Raw genomic sequence first — 17744 nt, 5'->3', positions numbered from 1 at the left:
CGTCCTCCCCCTTCACGGACGCCGTCGTGTACGACGCCGATCCTAGGCGCCCGTCACACACCGACCGCAGGTCAGGTCTGCTGCCGGCGAAAATGGTGCACGCCCGTCGGTACCTGTACCTGGCCGTCGTACTCGGCGGTCGTCTGCTGCCAGATCTCTTCCTGCCTGGCCTCGTTCTCCTCGTGGGCCACGCCCATCTTGGTGAAGGCGATGCCCATCCCCGCGAGACGCTCCGCCAGGCTGCCCATCGACTGGTACATGCCGTCGCGCAGGCCTTCGTAGACGACGCCGAACTTCTCGCCGATGTCGTCGTCGCCCCAGGGCGGGGTGTCGCCGCTGCCGCCCTCCAGCTGTGTCAGGCCCTGCTGCAGCGCGTTCACGGCCTTGGCGAAGTCCTGGCCGACCGTGAACATGTTGAAGCCCTCGGTCTTGAGGACCTTGGGATCGGAGTCCATGTAGTCCGACGACACAACTGCCCCCCGCGGCTCGTCTCTCGTCCGTCTTTTCTCTCGCAACGCCACCATAGCGGCCCGCACCGACAAGAGAACAAGAGCACGAGAAGGGGGCGGCACCCGCGCGGGTACCGCCCCACCGCCGTCTCGCACCGGCGCAGCCGGCCGTCAGAAGCGAGCCGGCATCCAGCCCGTCTGGATGAGCTGTCCGCCGCGTCGGCGGGTGTGGAAATGCCCACGCCCGGGCGGCAGTTGCGACCCCGTGATGTTGCCGAGCAGCGCACCCTCCGACCGGTCGCCGGAGAGCACCACGCCCTGGGCGCCGAGCTCGCGCATCCGCTGCATCACCGGCTCGTACAGCGACCGGCTCGCACCGCCCGAGGCACGCGCGATGATGACGCGCAGACCGATGTCACGGGCGAACGGCAGGTACTCCAGAAGCGGGGCCAGCGGGTTCACGCCCGTCGCCACCAGGTCGTAGTCGTCGACGATGACGAACGCGTCCGGGCTGTTGTACCAACTGCGGTTGCGCAGCTGCTCGGGCGTGACGTCCGGTCCCGGCATACGGCGGTGCATCGAACCGGCCAGGCCCTCCAGCGTCTCCGTCAGGGCGGGCGCCGACGCGCAGTACCGCGACAGATGCGAGTCGGGCACCCCCTCCAGGTGGGCACGCCGGTAGTCACCCATGACGATCTTCGCCTTGTCCGGCGTGTAGCGCTCGGTGATCTGTTTGACGAGCAGCCGGAGCATCGCGGACTTACCGGACTCGCTCTCACCGAACACGATGAACAGCGGGTCGGTCTCGAAGTCGACGAAGACCGGCGAGAGCGAGGACTCGTCGATGCCGATGGCGACACCGCGGTCCGGGTGCTCGAACCCCTTCGGCAGCCGGTCGGAGGGCAGCACCGTCGGCAGCAGCCGTACGGCCGGAGCGTGGTTGCCCTGCCAGTTGTCGTTGACGCCGCGGATGAGGATCGATGTCGCCTCGGACAGGTCCTCGGTCGCCGAGGAGCCGTCGACCCGGGGCAGCGCGGTCATGAAGTGCAGCTTGTCCTGGGTCAGACCGCGGCCCGGCACGCTCGCCGGGACGTTCTGCGCGACCTTGCGGTCGATCTCCGACTCGGTCGGGTCGCCGAGCCTGAGCTCGATGCGGTTCTGCAGCATGTCCTTGAGCGCCGGCCGCACCTCGGTGTAGCGGCTCGCCGTCAGGATCACGTGCACACCGAAGCCGAGGCCGCGCGTCGCGATCTCGGTGACGGTGGCCTCCAGCATCTCGTAGTCCGTCTTGAAGGAGGCCCAGCCGTCGATGACCAGGAAGACGTCGCCCCAGGCCTGGTCCGGCAGGTACCCGGCGGCCCGGCGCTGCCGGTAGGTCTGGATCGAGTCGACGTTGTTGGCGCGGAAGTACTCCTCGCGCGCGTTCAGGATGCCCTCGACCTCGCTGACCGTACGGCGCACCTTCTCGGCGTCGAGACGGTTGGCGACCCCGCCGACGTGGGCCAGGTCCTCCATCGCGATCAGGCCGCCACCGCCGAAGTCCAGGCAGTAGAACTGGACTTCGAAGGGGGTGTGGGTGAGCGCGAACGACGAGATCATCGAGCGCAGCAGCGTCGACTTGCCGGACTGCGGACCACCGATGAACAGACCGTGGCCCGCGCCGCCGGAGAAGTCCCGGTACAGCACGTCGCGCCGCTGCTCGAACGGCTTGTCCACCATGCCGACCGGCACGTTGAGCCGGCCGAGCGCCGTGTACTCGGGCGCGGTCAGGCCGCGGTCCTGGGTGACGGCGAGCTGGGGGAGGAGCTGCTCCAGCGAGGGCGCCTCCTCCAGTGGGGGCAGCCACACCTGGTGGGCCGGCGGTCCCTGGTTGACCATCTTGCCCACGATGACGTCCAGGACGGTGTCGGCGAGCGCGTCGTCCACCCGGTCGTCGGCCTCCGGCTCCTCGATCACCGGCTGCGGCGGCAGCGCCACGTGCCCCGCCGTGAACAGTGCGGGCCGCAACTGGGTCGAACGGTTCACCCGGGACGGACCCTCGCCGTGGTACGCCCCCGACACGTACGCCGCCTTGAAGCGGACCATGGTGTCGGTGTCGTAGCGCAGATAGCCGGAGCCCGGGATCGACGGCAGGTGGTAGGCGTCCGGGACACCGATCGCCGTACGGGACTCGGCGGCGGAGAAGGTGCGCAGACCGATCCGGTACGAGAGGTAGGTGTCCAGTCCGCGCAGCTTGCCCTCCTCCAGACGCTGCGAGGCGAGCAGCAGGTGCACACCCAGCGAACGGCCGATCCGGCCGATCTGGATGAACATGTCGATGAAGTCCGGCTTGGCGGTGAGGAGTTCGGAGAACTCGTCGAGCACGATCACCAGCGAGGCCATCGGTTCGAGCGCGGCGCCCGCGGCCCGGGCCTTCTCGTAGTCGTGCAGGTTGGCGTAGTTGCCCGCCGTGCGCAGCAGCTCCTGACGGCGCTGCATCTCACCCGTGATCGCGTCCCGCATACGGTCGACGAGCGTGAGGTCGTCCGCGAGGTTGGTGATGACGGCCGCGGTGTGCGGCATGTCCGCCATACCGGCGAAGGTCGCACCGCCCTTGAAGTCCGCGAGGATGAAGTTCAGCGTCTCCGAGGAGTGCGTGACCGCGAGACCGAGCACGAGGGTGCGCAGCAGCTCGGACTTGCCGGAGCCGGTCGCGCCGACGCACAGGCCGTGCGGGCCCATGCCCTCCTGGGAGGCCTCCTTGAGGTCGAGCATGACCGGCTCGCCGTTCTCGCCGACACCGATCGGCACCCGCAGCCGTTCGTGCAGCGTGCGCGGGCGCCAGGTGCGGGAGACGTCCACGGAACCCGCGTCACCGATGCCCATGAGGTCGGTGAAGTCCAGGTTGGACAGCAGGGGTTCGCCCTCCTCCGCGGAGCCGACCCGGAAGGGCGCGAGCTGCCGGGCGAGGGACTCGGCCTGCTGCGGGCTGAGCGCATCGGACTTGCCGGTGTACGCCGACTCGTGGCCGACGAACAGCCGCATCCGGTCCTGCTTCGCGTAGATCGTCAGACCGGCGCGCAGGTCCTCCTCCAGCTCGCCCGGGGCGATCTCCAGGAAGGTGACGCCCTGGAGCCCTTCGGAGCTGGCGAGTTCGGAGTCCGGCGGGACCGTGCCGCCGTCGAGGATCACGATCAGGTGCGGCTGGTCGTAGACGGGGTTGGCGTCGCGGTTCCAGCGCGGCCGGTCGTCCAGCTGGTCGGCCAGCGCCTCCTCCAGCTCCCCGAGATCGTCGAAGAGGAGCCGGGTCGAGCCCGCCCCGTCCTTCGCCTTCGGGTGCTGGCTGTGCGGCAGCCACTTGACCCAGTCCCAGTCCGCCGCCGCGGACGGATGCGCCACGACGGCGACCATCAGGTCCTCCGGCGAGTGCAGCGTCGCCAACTGGGCGACGGTCGCGCGGGCGTTGCCGTAGACCGAGTCCCGGTCGCCGCAGACCGTCACGTGGTAGAAGGCGCGCAGCGAGACGGAAACCGGCAGGTCGTTGAGACTGCCGTGCGCGTCGAGGAAGGCCTTCATGGCCGCCGCGGTCAGTGGCTCCAGCTCCTCTTTGGGAGCTGTGTCCGGCGCCACCAGCGGGGTGTTCAGCTGCTGCACACCACGGCCGATGCGTACGGAGGTGAAGTCCGCGTCGGTCGGACGCCGCTCCCACAGACGCTTGCCGTCGGCGGCCACCGCCCACAGCTGGTCCGGCTCGGGATGCTGAAAGAGCTGGCTGCGCCGCTGCAGCTCCGCCGTCTTGTGCACGTCCTTGCGGACCTGTTCGAGATAGCGGAAGTAGTCACGCCGGTCCTGGGCCATCCCCGCGCCGCCGCCCTGCCGGGACTTGGCGAACTGCGCGATGGCCATGGCCAGCGTCGAGGCCAGCATCAGCCCGCCGACCACCCTCATGTACGAGGGCAGGTTGGGCATGAAGAAGAACCCGACGGAACCCAGCATGCCCATCATGGGCAGCAGGTTCATCAGCATGCTCTCGTCGCCCTCACGAGGGATCTCGGGGGGCGTCTCCAGCCTGACCTCGCCTTCCGGTACGACCGGGGGTGGAATCCGCGGTGGCCGCTTGATGATGACGACGCTCACCGATGCACTCATCCTTCGTGATTGATACGTCCTGGCATCGACGCCCCCGTGTGCCGCGACCTGTTCCCGATCGCGCAGGCGTCCGCGTAGAGGACGATCCTACTGATGCGCCCGGTGGGCAGGGGAGTCAGGAGGATGGAGATGCCGAGGGGGTACGGGGAGAATTGAGAGAGGAAGGCCCATGGCCTTGCGCGGCAAGGGATAGGGTGGCGCTTCGCGTTGTACGAACTGCATGAAGCAGCCTTGTCTAGCAGGGGGAACACCAGGTGAGCACGGGGACTTCGACAGGTTTCTGCCGAATCACCATCGCAGCGCCGGACAGCCGAGTCGATGTCGCGCTGCCCGAGGACCTGCCGATCCAGGATCTCTTTCCTGAGATCATCAGGCTGTCGGGCCTGGCACAGTCGGACACCAGTCTGGCCGGCTACCACCTCGTGACCCGCGAGGGCCAAGTCCTCGACGCCAGCCGCTCGTTGCTGGAACACCGGGTCAGGGACGGCGAGGTGCTGCTGCTGCGGACCTTCGCCGACTCGCTCCCGCCGGCCGTGCACGACGACGTGGTGGACGCCATCGCCGCCGCGGTCAAGCAGGACGTTCGCAGCTGGAACGACAACCTGATGCGGGTGGCCGGTCTGGTCGCCGGGTCGCTGCTGCTGATCATGCTCGGCTTCGTCTTCTGGTTCGCGGATCCGCTCCGGCACGACATGAACGGCCTGCAGGGCATCCTCGCCGGCGTGACCGCCCTCGCCCTGACGGCACTCGCCGGTGTCCGGGCCCGGGTGTACGACGATCGCGGTTCCGCCGTCGCGCTCGGCATCTCGGCGCTGCCGCACGCGCTCATCGCGGGCTCCGGCGTCATCGCCCAGGACAGGGGCGAGGGCCCGGGCCGGATCCAGTTCCTGGTCGGCTGCGTCGCCGTACTGCTCTTCTCCGTCGTGCTGATCATGCTGCTGCCGCAGGGAGACGCCCCGTTCGTGGCCGCCGCGCTGGCTTCCGCGATCGGCACGCTCGCCGTGTTCTGCGGTGTGCTCACCGACGCCGAGCCGCGGGAGATCGCCGCCGGCACCTCGGTCGTCGCGCTGGCCGTCGTCGGCTTCCTGCCCGGCTGGTCGGCCCGCTTCGCCAAGCTGCCGATCGGCTTCCGCAACCCCGAGGACCTGGCCCGCGCCCGGCGCGAGGGCCGCGAGGGCGACCTCGAGGCCGTCGACGTCCAGCGCATCGTCGCCCAGACCAGCCGGGGCCACGAACTGCTGCTCGGTCTGGTGGGCGGCTGCGCCGCCGTCATCGTCGGCGCGGGCGGCGCGGTGCTCGGCTTCAGCGACAGCGGCTGGGCCCAGCTGCTGGCCCTGTGCACCGGCCTCGCCGCGATGCTGCGGGCCCGCCTGTTCCGCTACACCGCCCAGGTCACCTGCCTGTTCGTGGCCGGCGTCAGCACGCTCGCCCTGCTGGTCCTCGGCCTCGCGATCTCGCCGCCGACCAACATCATCATGGAGCTGATCCAGGGCAACTCCGGCCCGGTCGACGTACGCACCCTGTGGCTCGGCGCCTCGGTCGGAGCCGGTGTGCTGCTCCTGATCGCGATCGCGCTGATCGTCCCCCAGAAGGGGCTCTCCCCCTTCTGGGGCCGCATGCTCGACCTCGCGGACTCACTGGTGCTGCTGTCCCTGATCCCGGTCTGCCTGGCCGTCCTCGACGTGTACGGCAAGGTCCGCGGCGGCGTCTAGCACCACCGCCTCACCAGCACCGGCCGGAAACAACGCCCCACGCCCTGCACCAAGAGCGTGGGGCGCTTCCGTGTCCGCCCGACCGGAACCCGTACCTCCGTCACGGCGCCCCCGCCGCTGGAAAGATGGCCTTCCGCTTCTCCGCGGACGACCTGATGACGACGACGGACTACCACGACATCGTCGTCCAGGACGGCCGCATCTTCCTCGGCGTCAAGAAGGTCGACGGCCCCGCCAAGGAGCAGCCCAGGTGGGTCTGCCTCGCCCTCGGCATCGAGAGCATGGCCGTGAAACAGGGGGACGGCTACGCGTCCGCCGCGAGCCCCCCGTTGTGCGGCGCCGGCTCCAGGTCGAACTCCCCGTCCCGCGCGCCGAGCACGAAGGCACGCCACTCCGCCTCCGTGTACCGCAGCACCGTGTCCGGGTCGAGCGACGAGCGCATGGCCACCGCGCCGGCGGGAAGGTAGGCGATCTCGACCCGCTCCTCGTGCTCCTCCGTACCAGGCGCGCTGTGCCACTCGACGTCCGAGATGTCGAGCGCGTACAGCTCGTCCCGCTCCCGCTCCTTGCGCGCCTTCACGTCCTCGCTCACTTCCTCCGCCATGGCGAAGCGACCCCTTCCCGACGTGCGAATGATCCAAGCGTTCACCCTAGTGGCCGCCGTAGCGCCGTCCGGGCGGTTCGGGGACCGTGGCCGAGGGGATCCTCGCCTGCTGGTACCCTGGACGACGGCCGTTTGTGTACGCGCCCCCGGAGCACTGCCCTGGAGGCCGCGCCCAGCGGATCCCCGCCTCCCGAGTAACGGAAGCTCCCCTGAGAAGTGGACCAGGGGCACTCGGTGGCTACTTACAGACTACGAGGAGTACGCGTGTCGCTCGACGCCGCTACGAAGAAGCAGATCATCACCGAGTTCGGTACCAAGGAGGGCGACACCGGCTCCCCCGAGGTCCAGGTCGCCATGCTCTCGCGCCGTATCTCGGACCTGACCGAGCACCTCAAGACCCACAAGCACGACCACCACTCCCGCCGTGGTCTGCTGATCCTGGTCGGTCAGCGCCGTCGCCTGCTGCAGTACCTGGCCAAGAAGGACATCCAGCGCTTCCGTGCCCTGGTCGACCGCCTCGGCATCCGCCGTGGTGCTGCGGGCGCCAAGTAAGACGTCGTGAAGGGAGCGGTTCCCGAAATGATCGGGACCGCTCCCTTTGCCGTACGTGCGGAAACGTGCGGAGTGTCACTGCTGCTTTGTAGTGTGGTAGCACAACGCAATACGTACGACACCGTGTGATAGGCCGTACCCGTACCGGGTATCGCGTCACCACGCACAACCGAACGAGGAGAAGCGCACCTCGCCGCCGCCGGTCCTCGGTAGTGGCCCCCGGGGGGAAGAGAGCCCCGGGTGCTTCGATCGAAGACCGGCCCGCACCAGACGGAGCGCTTCTCCGCCACCGTCCCCCCGCCACACGGGCGAGGAGGGACGAAGACGAGGAGAAAACGCTAGTGGAGAACGAGACCCACTACGCCGAGGCCGTCATCGACAATGGCGCCTTCGGCACCCGCACCATCCGCTTCGAGACGGGCCGCCTGGCCAAGCAGGCCGCCGGCTCCGCAGTGGCGTACCTGGACGACGACACCATGGTGCTGTCGGCCACCACCGCCTCCAAGAACCCCAAGGACCAGCTCGACTTCTTCCCCCTGACGGTGGACGTCGAGGAGCGGATGTACGCCGCCGGCAAGATCCCCGGCAGCTTCTTCCGCCGTGAGGGCCGGCCGTCCGAGGACGCCATCCTCACCTGCCGCCTCATCGACCGCCCGCTGCGCCCGTCCTTCAAGAAGGGCCTGCGCAACGAGATCCAGGTCGTCGCCACGATCATGGCGCTCAACCCCGACCACCTGTACGACGTCGTCGCGATCAACGCCGCGTCCGCGTCCACGCAGCTGGCCGGTCTGCCCTTCTCCGGCCCGGTCGGCGGCGTCCGCGTCGCGCTGATCAACGGCCAGTGGGTCGCGTTCCCGACGCACACCGAGCTCGAGGACGCCGTCTTCGACATGGTCGTCGCCGGTCGCGTCCTGGAGGACGGCGACGTCGCGATCATGATGGTCGAGGCCGAGGCCACCGAGAAGACCATCCAGCTGGTCAAGGGCGGCGCCGAGGCGCCGACCGAAGAGGTCGTCGCCTCCGGCCTGGAGGCCGCGAAGCCCTTCATCAAGGTGCTCTGCAAGGCCCAGGCCGACCTCGCCGCCAAGGCCGCCAAGCCGACCGCCGAGTTCCCGATCTTCCTGGACTACCAGGACGACGTCCTCGAGGCGCTCTCCGCCGCCGTCCGCCCGGAGCTCGCCTCCGCGCTGACCATCGCGGGCAAGCAGGACCGCGAGGCCGAGCTGGACCGCGTCAAGGCGCTCGCCGCCGAGAAGCTCCTGCCGGAGTTCGAAGGCCGCGAGAAGGAGATCTCCGCCGCGTACCGCTCGCTGACCAAGTCCCTGGTCCGTGAGCGTGTCATCAAGGAGAAGAAGCGCATCGACGGGCGTGGCGTCACGGACATCCGTACGCTCGCCGCCGAGGTCGAGGCCATCCCGCGCGTGCACGGCTCGGCGCTGTTCGAGCGTGGCGAGACGCAGATCCTGGGCGTCACCACCCTGAACATGCTCCGGATGGAGCAGCAGCTGGACACCCTCTCCCCGGTGACCCGCAAGCGCTACATGCACAACTACAACTTCCCGCCGTACTCCGTCGGCGAGACCGGCCGCGTCGGCTCCCCGAAGCGCCGCGAGATCGGCCACGGCGCCCTCGCCGAGCGCGCCATCGTGCCGGTCCTGCCGACGCGCGAGGAGTTCCCGTACGCGATCCGTCAGGTGTCCGAGGCCCTCGGCTCCAACGGCTCGACGTCCATGGGCTCGGTCTGTGCCTCCACCATGTCGCTGCTGAACGCCGGTGTGCCCCTGAAGGCCCCGGTCGCCGGTATCGCCATGGGTCTGATCTCCCAGGAGATCAACGGCGAGACGCACTACGTCGCCCTCACCGACATCCTCGGTGCGGAGGACGCCTTCGGCGACATGGACTTCAAGGTCGCCGGCACCAAGGAGTTCGTGACCGCCCTCCAGCTCGACACCAAGCTGGACGGCATCCCGGCCTCCGTCCTGGCCGCCGCTCTCAAGCAGGCCCGTGACGCCCGCCTCCACATCCTCGACGTGATGATGGAAGCGATCGACACGCCGGACGAGATGTCCCCGAACGCCCCGCGGATCATCACCGTCAAGATCCCCGTGGACAAGATCGGCGAGGTCATCGGCCCCAAGGGCAAGATGATCAACCAGATCCAGGAGGACACCGGCGCCGAGATCACGATCGAGGACGACGGCACCATCTACATCGGTGCCGCCGACGGCCCGGCCGCCGAGGCCGCCCGCGCCACGATCAACGGCATCGCCAACCCGACCATGCCGGAGGTCGGCGAGCGCTACCTGGGTACGGTCGTCAAGACCACCACCTTCGGCGCGTTCGTCTCGCTGCTCCCGGGCAAGGACGGTCTGCTGCACATCTCGCAGATCCGCAAGCTCGCCGGCGGCAAGCGCGTGGAGAACGTCGAGGACGTCGTCGGCGTGGGCCAGAAGGTCCAGGTCGAGATCGCCGAGATCGACTCCCGCGGCAAGCTCTCCCTGATCCCGGTCATCGAGGGCGAAGAGAACGACGACAAGAAGGACGACACCGACAAGTGACGTCGAGTAGCTCCACGGCGACGGCCCGCACCTCTTCGGAGGCGCGGGCCGTCGCCCGTACCCAAACCCTCATCAAGGGCACCAACGGCATCGGCACGGTCCGTAAGACCACCCTCCCGGGCGGCCTGCGCATCGTCACCGAGACCCTGCCCTCGGTCCGCTCGGCGACCTTCGGCATCTGGGCGCACGTCGGCTCCCGCGACGAGACCCCGGCCCTGAACGGCGCCACGCACTACCTGGAGCACCTGCTCTTCAAGGGCACGTCGCGGCGTAGCGCACTGGACATCTCCTCCGCCCTCGACGCGGTCGGCGGCGAGATGAACGCGTTCACGGCGAAGGAGTACACGTGCTACTACGCGCGCGTGCTCGACACCGACCTGCCGCTCGCCATCGACGTCGTCTGCGACATGCTGACGGGCTCACTCATCCGCGAAGAGGACGTCAACGTCGAGCGGGGCGCGATCCTCGAAGAGATCGCGATGACCGAGGACGACCCGGGCGACTGTGTGCACGACCTGTTCGCGCACACCATGTTCGGCGACAACCCCCTCGGCCGCCCGGTCCTGGGCACCGTCGACACCGTCAACGCCCTGACCGCCGACCGCATCCGCCGCTTCTACAAGAGGCACTACGACCCGACCCACCTGGTCGTCGCGGCCGCGGGCAACATCGACCACAACAAGGTCGTACGACAGGTCCGTGCCGCGTTCGAGAAGGCGGGCGCCTTCAAGAGCGCCGACGTCACGCCCATCGCCCCGCGCGACGGCCGGCGCACCATCCGCACCGCCGGCCGCGTCGAACTGCTCGGCCGTAAGACGGAGCAGGCACATGTCGTCCTCGGCGTGCCCGGCCTGGCCCGCACCGACGAGCGACGCTGGGCCCTCGGCGTGCTGAACACCGCCCTCGGCGGCGGCATGTCCTCCCGCCTCTTCCAGGAGGTCCGCGAGAAGCGCGGCCTGGCCTACAGCGTGTACTCGTACACCTCGGGCTTCGCCGACTGCGGCCTCTTCAGCGTGTACGCGGGCTGCCGCCCGAGCCAGGTGCACGACGTACTGAAGATCTGCCGCGACGAGCTCGACCAGGTGGCCGAGCACGGCCTGTCCGACGACGAGATCGGCCGCGCCATCGGCCAGCTCCGGGGCTCCACCGTCCTCGGGCTCGAGGACACCGGCGCGCTGATGAACCGTATCGGCAAGAGCGAGCTGTGCTGGGGCGAGCAGATGTCCGTCGACGACATGCTGGCCCAGATAGCGGCGGTCACCCCGGACGAGGTCCGCGCGGTCGCCCGCGACATCCTGGGACAGCGCCCGTCGCTGTCGGTCATCGGCCCGCTGAAGGACAAGCAGGCCTCGCGCCTGCACGACGCCGTCGCCTAATCCCCTCCGGTAAGGAAGCAAGAGAGATGAGCAAGCTGCGCGTGGCGGTCCTCGGTGCCAAGGGCCGCATCGGGTCCGAGGCGGTACGGGCGGTCGAGGCCGCCGAGGACCTGGAACTGGTCGCCGCCCTCGGCCGGGGCGACAAACTGGAGACGCTGGCGGAGACCGGTGCCCAGGTCGTGGTCGAACTGACCACCCCCGCCTCGGTGATGGACAACCTCGACTTCTGCGTCCGCCACGGCATCCACGCCGTCGTCGGTACGACCGGCTGGACCGACGACCGTCTCGCGCAGCTGAAGGGCCGGCTGGCCCAGTCCCCGGAGACCGGCGTGCTCATCGCGCCGAACTTCTCCATCGGCGCCGTCCTGACCATGAAGTTCGCGCAGATCGCCGCGCCCTACTTCGAGTCGGTCGAGGTCGTCGAACTGCACCACCCGAACAAGGTGGACGCCCCCAGCGGCACCGCCACCCGCACCGCCCAGCTCATCGCCGAGGCGCGGGCCAAGGCGGGCTCCGCCCCGGCTCCGGATGCCACCGTCACGGCGCTGGACGGCGCCCGCGGCGCGAACGTCGACGGCGTCCCGGTGCACGCGATCCGCCTGCGCGGCCTGCTGGCCCACCAGGAGGTCCTGCTGGGCGGCGAGGGCGAGACGCTGACCATCCGCCACGACTCCCTGCACCACAGCAGCTTCATGCCGGGCATCCTGCTCGGCGTGCGCCGCGTGGCGACCACTCCGGGCCTGACCTTCGGCCTGGAGCACTTCCTGGACCTGAACTGAGCCTCTGACAGTCATGCGCGCAAAGCTTTCCTACGCCGTCACGGCCGCCGTCCTGGTCTTCTACTTCGTCCTGGTCGGCAGCCGCGGCGTCATGCTCATCCAGTCCGGCACGCTCCTGACCGTCACCTTCGGTGTCGCGGTCCTGATCCTGCCGGTGATCGGTCTGTGGTTCCTGTGGAAGAACACCCAGTTCGTCCGCAGGGCCAACCAGCTCGCCGCCGAACTCGACGCCGAGGGCGGCCTGCCCGTCGACGAGCTGAAGCGCACCCCGGGCGGCCGTATCGACCGCGACTCGGCCGACGAGGTCTTCGCCAGGCGCAAAGCGGAGACGGAGGCGGCCCCCGACGACTGGCGCAGCTGGTTCCGCCTCGCCGTCGCCTACCACGACGCCCGCGACACCCCGCGCGCCCGCAAGGCCATGCAACGCGCGATCGCCCTGCACAAATGACGGTTGCGGTGGTCCGCCCTGGACCACCGCAACCATGAACGCAGAAACCTCAGGCGCCCCGGCCGTACTCGTCGGCCCACACCTCGACACTGTCCGCGGCCCGGTCGAACGCCTCGGCACGCGCCAGGAAGTCCCCGTTGTGCGTGGTCAGCAACGGCGGCACGTCCTCCGCCGCACGATCGTTGCGTACGAGGGTCAGCGCCTGCCCCTGCACGGTCCGCGGCAGCCCGAGCCAGCGCACCGGCTGTTGCACCGTCCGCACGGCGATGACCCGCTTCCACGGCACCGTGCGCGTGGCGAGGAAGCCCACGTGGCGCAGCCCGCGTGCGCTCACCCACACGCCCATCCGCAGCAGCCGCAGCGCACCGGCGATGATGACGAGCGCCATGGCGAAGACCACTGCGGCGGCGGACAGCGAGTCGGTCAGGGCGATGATGACCGCCGCGAACAGCACGTACGAGGCGAGCAGCAGGCACAGCGCCGCCACGCCCACGCGCCACGGGCCGGGCCGGTAAGGGCGCCGCCAGCGGTCGCGGTTGTCGTACGGCAGCGCGCTGTCGTCGGTCGCCTCGAAGGTGCGGTCGGCCGTCAGGAAGGGCAGGGGCACGGCTGGTCCTCACTCAATCCATGCATGGGCTGTGCCCGGTGAGGCTATCCGCCTATCTGCCTGCTCACCACCCTTGGGGGGCCATGGGGGTGCCCCCACGCCCCACTCTGGGCGGCGGGGGAGAGTCAGCGCCCCTGGGACGCCTGTGACTGCTGTGTCTGTGTCGCGGAGTGGTCCTGCGACAGCGCGGGCATCCCGATGACCAGGGAACCCACGAGCCCGGCGACGATGGTGAGACCCAGCAGCCAGCGCCCGGCTATCTGGCCGACGGAGGCCCGCTCACCGGGCGGGGGAGTGACATTGCTGCGGAACCTGTCGGCTTCGGCGAGGAAGGCGAACGGGACGGGTTCACGCCGACGGAACATAGGTGGTGCGTCTCCTCTCGAGGACGTTCGGGAATCGAACGAATCGCTGTCACTAACACAGACGAGCGAGTGCCCCGAATGGTGCCAGGTTTCGCCGAATTGGCGGAAGTTCACCGAAGATGTCGCGGCCCGGCACCGAACGCCCCGATGTCAGTGCCTAGCCGTAGAGTGGGCGCCGCCCGAGAGAAGTGATGGAAGGACCCGCCGAGCCGTGACCGACACCCCCGCCGACGAACTCAAGCCCAGCTTCCGCAGCGATGTCACCGTCGAGCTGGTCAAGCACAGCGCGGCCGACTCCGACGTCCTGTGGGCCGCCCGCGTCTCCACCGCCGGCGAGCAGTCCCTGGAGGAGATCAACAAGGACCCCGAGCGCTCCAAGGGCCTGATCAACTATCTGATGCGGGACCGCCACGGCAGCCCCTTCGAGCACAACTCGATGACGTTCTTCATCAGCGCCCCGATCTTCGTCTTCCGCGAGTTCATGCGACACCGCGTGGGCTGGTCGTACAACGAGGAATCGGGCCGGTACAGGGAGCTCGAGCCGGTCTTCTACGTCCCCGACGAGTCCCGCAAGCTCGTCCAGGAGGGCCGCCCGGGCAAGTACGTCTTCGTGGAGGGCACCCAGGCCCAGCAGGAGCTGGTCGGCCGCGTCATGGAGGACTCCTACCGGGAGTCGTACGAGGCGTACCAGGAGATGCTGGCCGCAGGCGTCGCCCGCGAGGTCGCCCGCGCGGTCCTCCCCGTCGGCCTGTTCTCCTCGATGTACGCCACCTGCAACGCGCGCTCGCTGATGCACTTCCTCGGCCTGCGCACCCAGCACGAGCTGGCGAAGGTCCCGTCCTTCCCGCAGCGGGAGATCGAGATGGTCGGCGAGAAGATGGAGGCCGAGTGGGCCAGGCTCATGCCGCTCACGTACGGCGCCTTCAATGCGAACGGCCGTGTGGCCCCGTAACGAAGCCTTGTTCTCCCGCCGAGCACACATGTACGGGTCAGCCGCGCGAGGTGTCCGTATTGCGGCATTTAGAGAAGTTCATCTAGCCTGATCAAACGGACCCGGCACTGCTTGAACCCCCGAGCAGGCAGTGCCGGGTTCCACATTTGTCATGACTTTCCCCGCACCCCAAGGGCAGACCACGCATTGAGCAGCGAGTAGCGTGTTACCCATGGCTCCGACCTCCACTCCGCAGACCCCCTTCGGGCGGGTCCTCACCGCCATGGTCACGCCCTTCACGGCGGACGGCGCACTCGACCTCGACGGCGCACAGCGGCTCGCCACCCACCTGGTGGACGCAGGCAACGACGGCCTGATCGTCAACGGCACCACGGGCGAGTCGCCCACCACGAGCGACGCGGAGAAATCGGACCTCGTACGAGCCGTACTGGAGGCGGTCGGCGACCGCGCCCACGTCGTGGCCGGCGTCGGCACCAACGACACCCACCACAGCATCGAGCTGGCCCGCGCAGCCGAGAAGACCGGCGCACACGGCCTCCTGGTCGTCACCCCGTACTACAACAAGCCCCCGCAGGAGGGCCTGTACCGGCACTTCAAGGCCGTCGCTGACGCCGCCGAGCTGCCGGTCATGCTCTACGACATCCCCGGCCGCAGCGGCGTCCCGATCAACACCGAGACTCTGGTCCGGCTGGCGGAGCACCCGCGGATCGTCGCCAACAAGGACGCCAAGGGCGACCTCGGCCGTGCCAGCTGGGCCATCGCGCAGTCGGGCCTCGCCTGGTACTCCGGCGACGACATGCTGAACCTGCCCCTGCTGTCCGTGGGCGCGGTCGGCTTCGTCTCGGTCGTCGGCCACGTGGTGACGCCGGAGCTGCGCACCCTGGTCGAGGCGTACATCGCCGGCGACGTCCAGAAGGCCACGGAGATCCACCAGAAGCTGCTCCCGGTCTACACCGGCATGTTCCGCACCCAGGGCGTCATGACCACCAAGGCCGCGCTTGCCCTCCAGGGCCTGCCCGCCGGACCGCTGCGCCCGCCGATGGTCGAGCTCACGCCTCAGGAGATCGACCAGCTCAAGATCGATCTTGCCGCAGGCGGGGTACAGCTCTGACAACAGACTTTGCACCACCAGGCTTCACAACTGAATAAGCGGGCCACCGGTGCCTGCGCCCGACAATGACAACTGCTTCTGCACGAACGTCACGCGCGCCACGTGCCCTACCGGTACGTGGCGCGTGTGGTGAGGAGAGTCTTTTGAGTCATCCGCATCCTGAACTCGGTACGCCCCCGCCGCTCCCCGAAGGCGGCCTGCGGGTCACCCCGCTCGGCGGTCTCGGCGAGATCGGCCGCAACATGACGGTCTTCGAGTACGGCGGCCGCCTGCTGATCGTCGACTGCGGAGTGCTCTTCCCCGAGGAGGAGCAGCCCGGAATCGACCTGATCCTGCCCGACTTCTCGTCGATCCGGGACCGCCTCGACGACATCGAGGGCATCGTCCTCACCCATGGCCATGAGGACCACATCGGCGGTGTCCCGTACCTCCTCAGGGAGAAGCCGGACATCCCCCTGATCGGCTCCAAGCTGACCCTCGCCCTGATCGAGGCGAAGCTCCAGGAGCACCGCATCCGCCCGTACACCCTGGAGGTGGCAGAGGGGAACCGCGAGCGCATCGGACCCTTCGACTGCGAGTTCGTCGCGGTCAACCACTCCATCCCGGACGCCCTGGCGGTCGCCATCCGGACCCCCGCCGGCATGGTGGTCCACACGGGCGACTTCAAGATGGACCAGCTCCCGCTGGACAACCGTCTGACGGATCTCCACGCCTTCGCCCGCCTGAGCGAGGAAGGCATCGACCTCCTCCTCGCCGACTCGACGAACGCGGAGGTTCCGGGCTTCGTCCCGCCCGAGCGCGACATCTCCAATGTCCTGCGCCAGGTCTTCGCGAACGCCGGCAAGCGGATCATCGTGGCGAGCTTCGCCAGCCACGTCCACCGCATCCAGCAGATCCTGGACGCGGCGCACGAGTACGGCCGCCGGGTCGCCTTCGTCGGCCGTTCCATGGTCCGCAACATGGGTATCGCCCGGGACCTGGGCTACCTGAAGGTCCCGCCGGGTCTGGTCGTGGACGTGAAGACGCTCGACGACCTCCCGGACCACGAGGTGGTCCTCGTCTGTACGGGCTCGCAGGGCGAGCCGATGGCGGCCCTGTCCCGTATGGCCAACCGGGACCACCAGATCCGCATCGTCGACGGCGACACGGTGATCCTGGCGTCGTCCCTGATCCCCGGCAACGAGAACGCGGTCTACCGCGTGATCAACGGCCTGACCCGCTGGGGCGCGAACGTCGTCCACAAGGGCAACGCCAAGGTGCACGTCTCGGGCCACGCGTCCGCGGGCGAGCTCCTGTACTTCTACAACATCTGCCGCCCGAAGAACCTGATGCCGGTGCACGGCGAATGGCGCCACCTGCGTGCCAACGCCGAGCTCGGCGCTCTGACGGGCGTTCCGCACGACCGCATCGTCATCGCCGAGGACGGCGTCGCCGTCGACCTCATCGCGGGCAAGGCGAAGATCTCCGGAAAGGTCCAGGCGGGCTATGTGTACGTCGACGGCCTCTCGGTCGGTGACGTCGGCGAGCCGGCCCTGAAGGACCGCAAGATCCTCGGAGACGAGGGCATCATCTCGGTCTTCCTGGTCGTCGACTCGTCGACCGGGAAGATCACTGGCGGCCCGCACATCCAGGCCCGCGGCTCGGGTATCGAGGATGCCGCCTTCGGCGCCGTAGTCCCGAAGATCACCGAGGTCCTCGAGCGCTCGGCCCAGGACGGGGTGGTGGAGCCGCACCAGCTGCAGCAACTCATCCGCAGGACCCTGGGCAAGTGGGTCTCGGACACGTACCGACGCAGGCCGATGATCCTCCCGGTCGTGGTGGAGGTCTGACACGCGTACGACCCCTCGTACGCGTGAACCTGGAGCGGGGCGCCTCGATTTGCATCGGGGCGCCCCGCTCCAGTACGTTTACGGCTCCGCCTGAACGGGAACCCGGCTGCTTCGTGCACCGGAACCAGTCCCCGAGCGGGGCGGGAATTCCGACTCAGAATCTCTGATAAAGTCGGAGTCGCCGGAAAGGGAAACGCGAGAGCGGGAACCTGGAAAGCACCGAGGAAATCGGGTCGAGAAAAGATCTGATAGAGTCGGAAACGCAAGACCGAAG

Annotated in this window: 14 protein-coding genes; 9 read left to right on the top strand and 5 right to left on the bottom strand. The window is 68.9% G+C overall.

Annotated elements, in window-relative coordinates; all coding sequences use genetic code 11:
- Window positions 1–71: 71 nt before the first annotated feature.
- Both ABT114_RS23695 and eccCa read right to left on the bottom strand, forming a co-directional pair.
- Window positions 72–455: a hypothetical protein gene (locus ABT114_RS23695; protein ID WP_351144838.1), complete on the bottom strand. Its 384-nt coding sequence runs from the start codon at window positions 453–455 to the stop codon at window positions 72–74.
- Between the two features lie 165 nt (window positions 456–620).
- Complete coding sequence (eccCa, locus tag ABT114_RS23690) at window positions 621–4565, bottom strand: type VII secretion protein EccCa (RefSeq protein WP_351144837.1); 3945 nt, start codon at window positions 4563–4565, stop codon at window positions 621–623.
- A 266-nt stretch (window positions 4566–4831) separates the two neighbouring features.
- Between eccCa and eccD the strand changes: the two genes are divergently transcribed.
- Window positions 4832–6289, top strand: coding sequence for a type VII secretion integral membrane protein EccD (eccD, locus tag ABT114_RS23685; RefSeq protein ID WP_351144836.1), 1458 nt, complete (start codon window positions 4832–4834; stop codon window positions 6287–6289).
- 304 nt (window positions 6290–6593) lie between these two features.
- On the opposite strand, the gene ABT114_RS23680 is transcribed toward eccD, so the two are convergent.
- On the bottom strand, window positions 6594–6893 hold the full coding sequence (locus tag ABT114_RS23680; protein ID WP_351144835.1) for a DUF397 domain-containing protein: 300 nt from the start codon (window positions 6891–6893) through the stop codon (window positions 6594–6596).
- Between the two features lie 264 nt (window positions 6894–7157).
- Between ABT114_RS23680 and rpsO the strand changes: the two genes are divergently transcribed.
- The 5 genes from rpsO to ABT114_RS23655 all read left to right on the top strand — a co-directional run bounded on the left by rpsO (window position 7158) and on the right by ABT114_RS23655 (window position 12606).
- Window positions 7158–7445, top strand: coding sequence for a 30S ribosomal protein S15 (gene rpsO, locus ABT114_RS23675; protein WP_005479656.1), 288 nt, complete (start codon window positions 7158–7160; stop codon window positions 7443–7445).
- Between the two features lie 341 nt (window positions 7446–7786).
- Window positions 7787–10003, top strand: a complete 2217-nt coding sequence (locus tag ABT114_RS23670) for a polyribonucleotide nucleotidyltransferase (RefSeq protein WP_351144834.1) — start codon at window positions 7787–7789, stop codon at window positions 10001–10003.
- Entirely contained in the window at window positions 10000–11379 is a 1380-nt protein-coding gene (locus ABT114_RS23665; protein WP_351144833.1) for a M16 family metallopeptidase, read from the top strand. The genes ABT114_RS23670 and ABT114_RS23665 overlap by 4 nt, the downstream gene beginning before the upstream one ends.
- A gap of 26 nt (window positions 11380–11405) precedes the next feature.
- The gene (gene dapB / locus ABT114_RS23660) at window positions 11406–12158 is read left to right on the top strand and encodes a 4-hydroxy-tetrahydrodipicolinate reductase (protein ID WP_351144832.1); all 753 of its coding nucleotides are present in this window, start codon (window positions 11406–11408) and stop codon (window positions 12156–12158) included.
- A 13-nt stretch (window positions 12159–12171) separates the two neighbouring features.
- On the top strand, window positions 12172–12606 hold the full coding sequence (locus ABT114_RS23655; protein ID WP_351144831.1) for a tetratricopeptide repeat protein: 435 nt from the start codon (window positions 12172–12174) through the stop codon (window positions 12604–12606).
- A 49-nt stretch (window positions 12607–12655) separates the two neighbouring features.
- Here ABT114_RS23655 and ABT114_RS23650 read toward each other — a convergent pair whose 3' ends face one another.
- Window positions 12656–13213, bottom strand: coding sequence for an SCO5741 family PH domain-containing membrane protein (locus ABT114_RS23650; RefSeq protein WP_351144830.1), 558 nt, complete (start codon window positions 13211–13213; stop codon window positions 12656–12658).
- Between the two features lie 125 nt (window positions 13214–13338).
- Window positions 13339–13578 carry a hypothetical protein gene (locus ABT114_RS23645; RefSeq protein ID WP_351144829.1) on the bottom strand — a complete coding sequence of 80 codons (240 nt, stop codon included), beginning with the start codon at window positions 13576–13578 and terminating at the stop codon, window positions 13339–13341.
- A 211-nt stretch (window positions 13579–13789) separates the two neighbouring features.
- Here ABT114_RS23645 and thyX point away from each other — a divergent pair, with 211 nt between their 5' ends.
- The 3 genes from thyX (at window position 13790) to ABT114_RS23630 (ending at window position 17470) form a co-directional block, all read left to right on the top strand.
- Entirely contained in the window at window positions 13790–14530 is a 741-nt protein-coding gene (gene thyX / locus ABT114_RS23640) for an FAD-dependent thymidylate synthase (RefSeq protein ID WP_351144828.1), read from the top strand.
- Between the two features lie 211 nt (window positions 14531–14741).
- Window positions 14742–15641, top strand: a complete 900-nt coding sequence (dapA, locus tag ABT114_RS23635; RefSeq protein ID WP_351144827.1) for a 4-hydroxy-tetrahydrodipicolinate synthase — start codon at window positions 14742–14744, stop codon at window positions 15639–15641.
- Window positions 15642–15784: 143 nt separating this feature from the next.
- Window positions 15785–17470, top strand: coding sequence for a ribonuclease J (locus ABT114_RS23630; protein WP_351144826.1), 1686 nt, complete (start codon window positions 15785–15787; stop codon window positions 17468–17470).
- The last annotated feature ends 274 nt before the right edge of the window (window positions 17471–17744 follow it).

The sequence above is a fragment of the Streptomyces sp. NPDC002088 genome, from assembly GCF_040296605.1.
Classification (GTDB): Bacteria; Actinomycetota; Actinomycetes; order Streptomycetales; family Streptomycetaceae; genus Streptomyces.
Note: the sequence above shows the minus strand (reverse complement) of the source record. Positions and strands in the feature narration are given on the sequence as shown.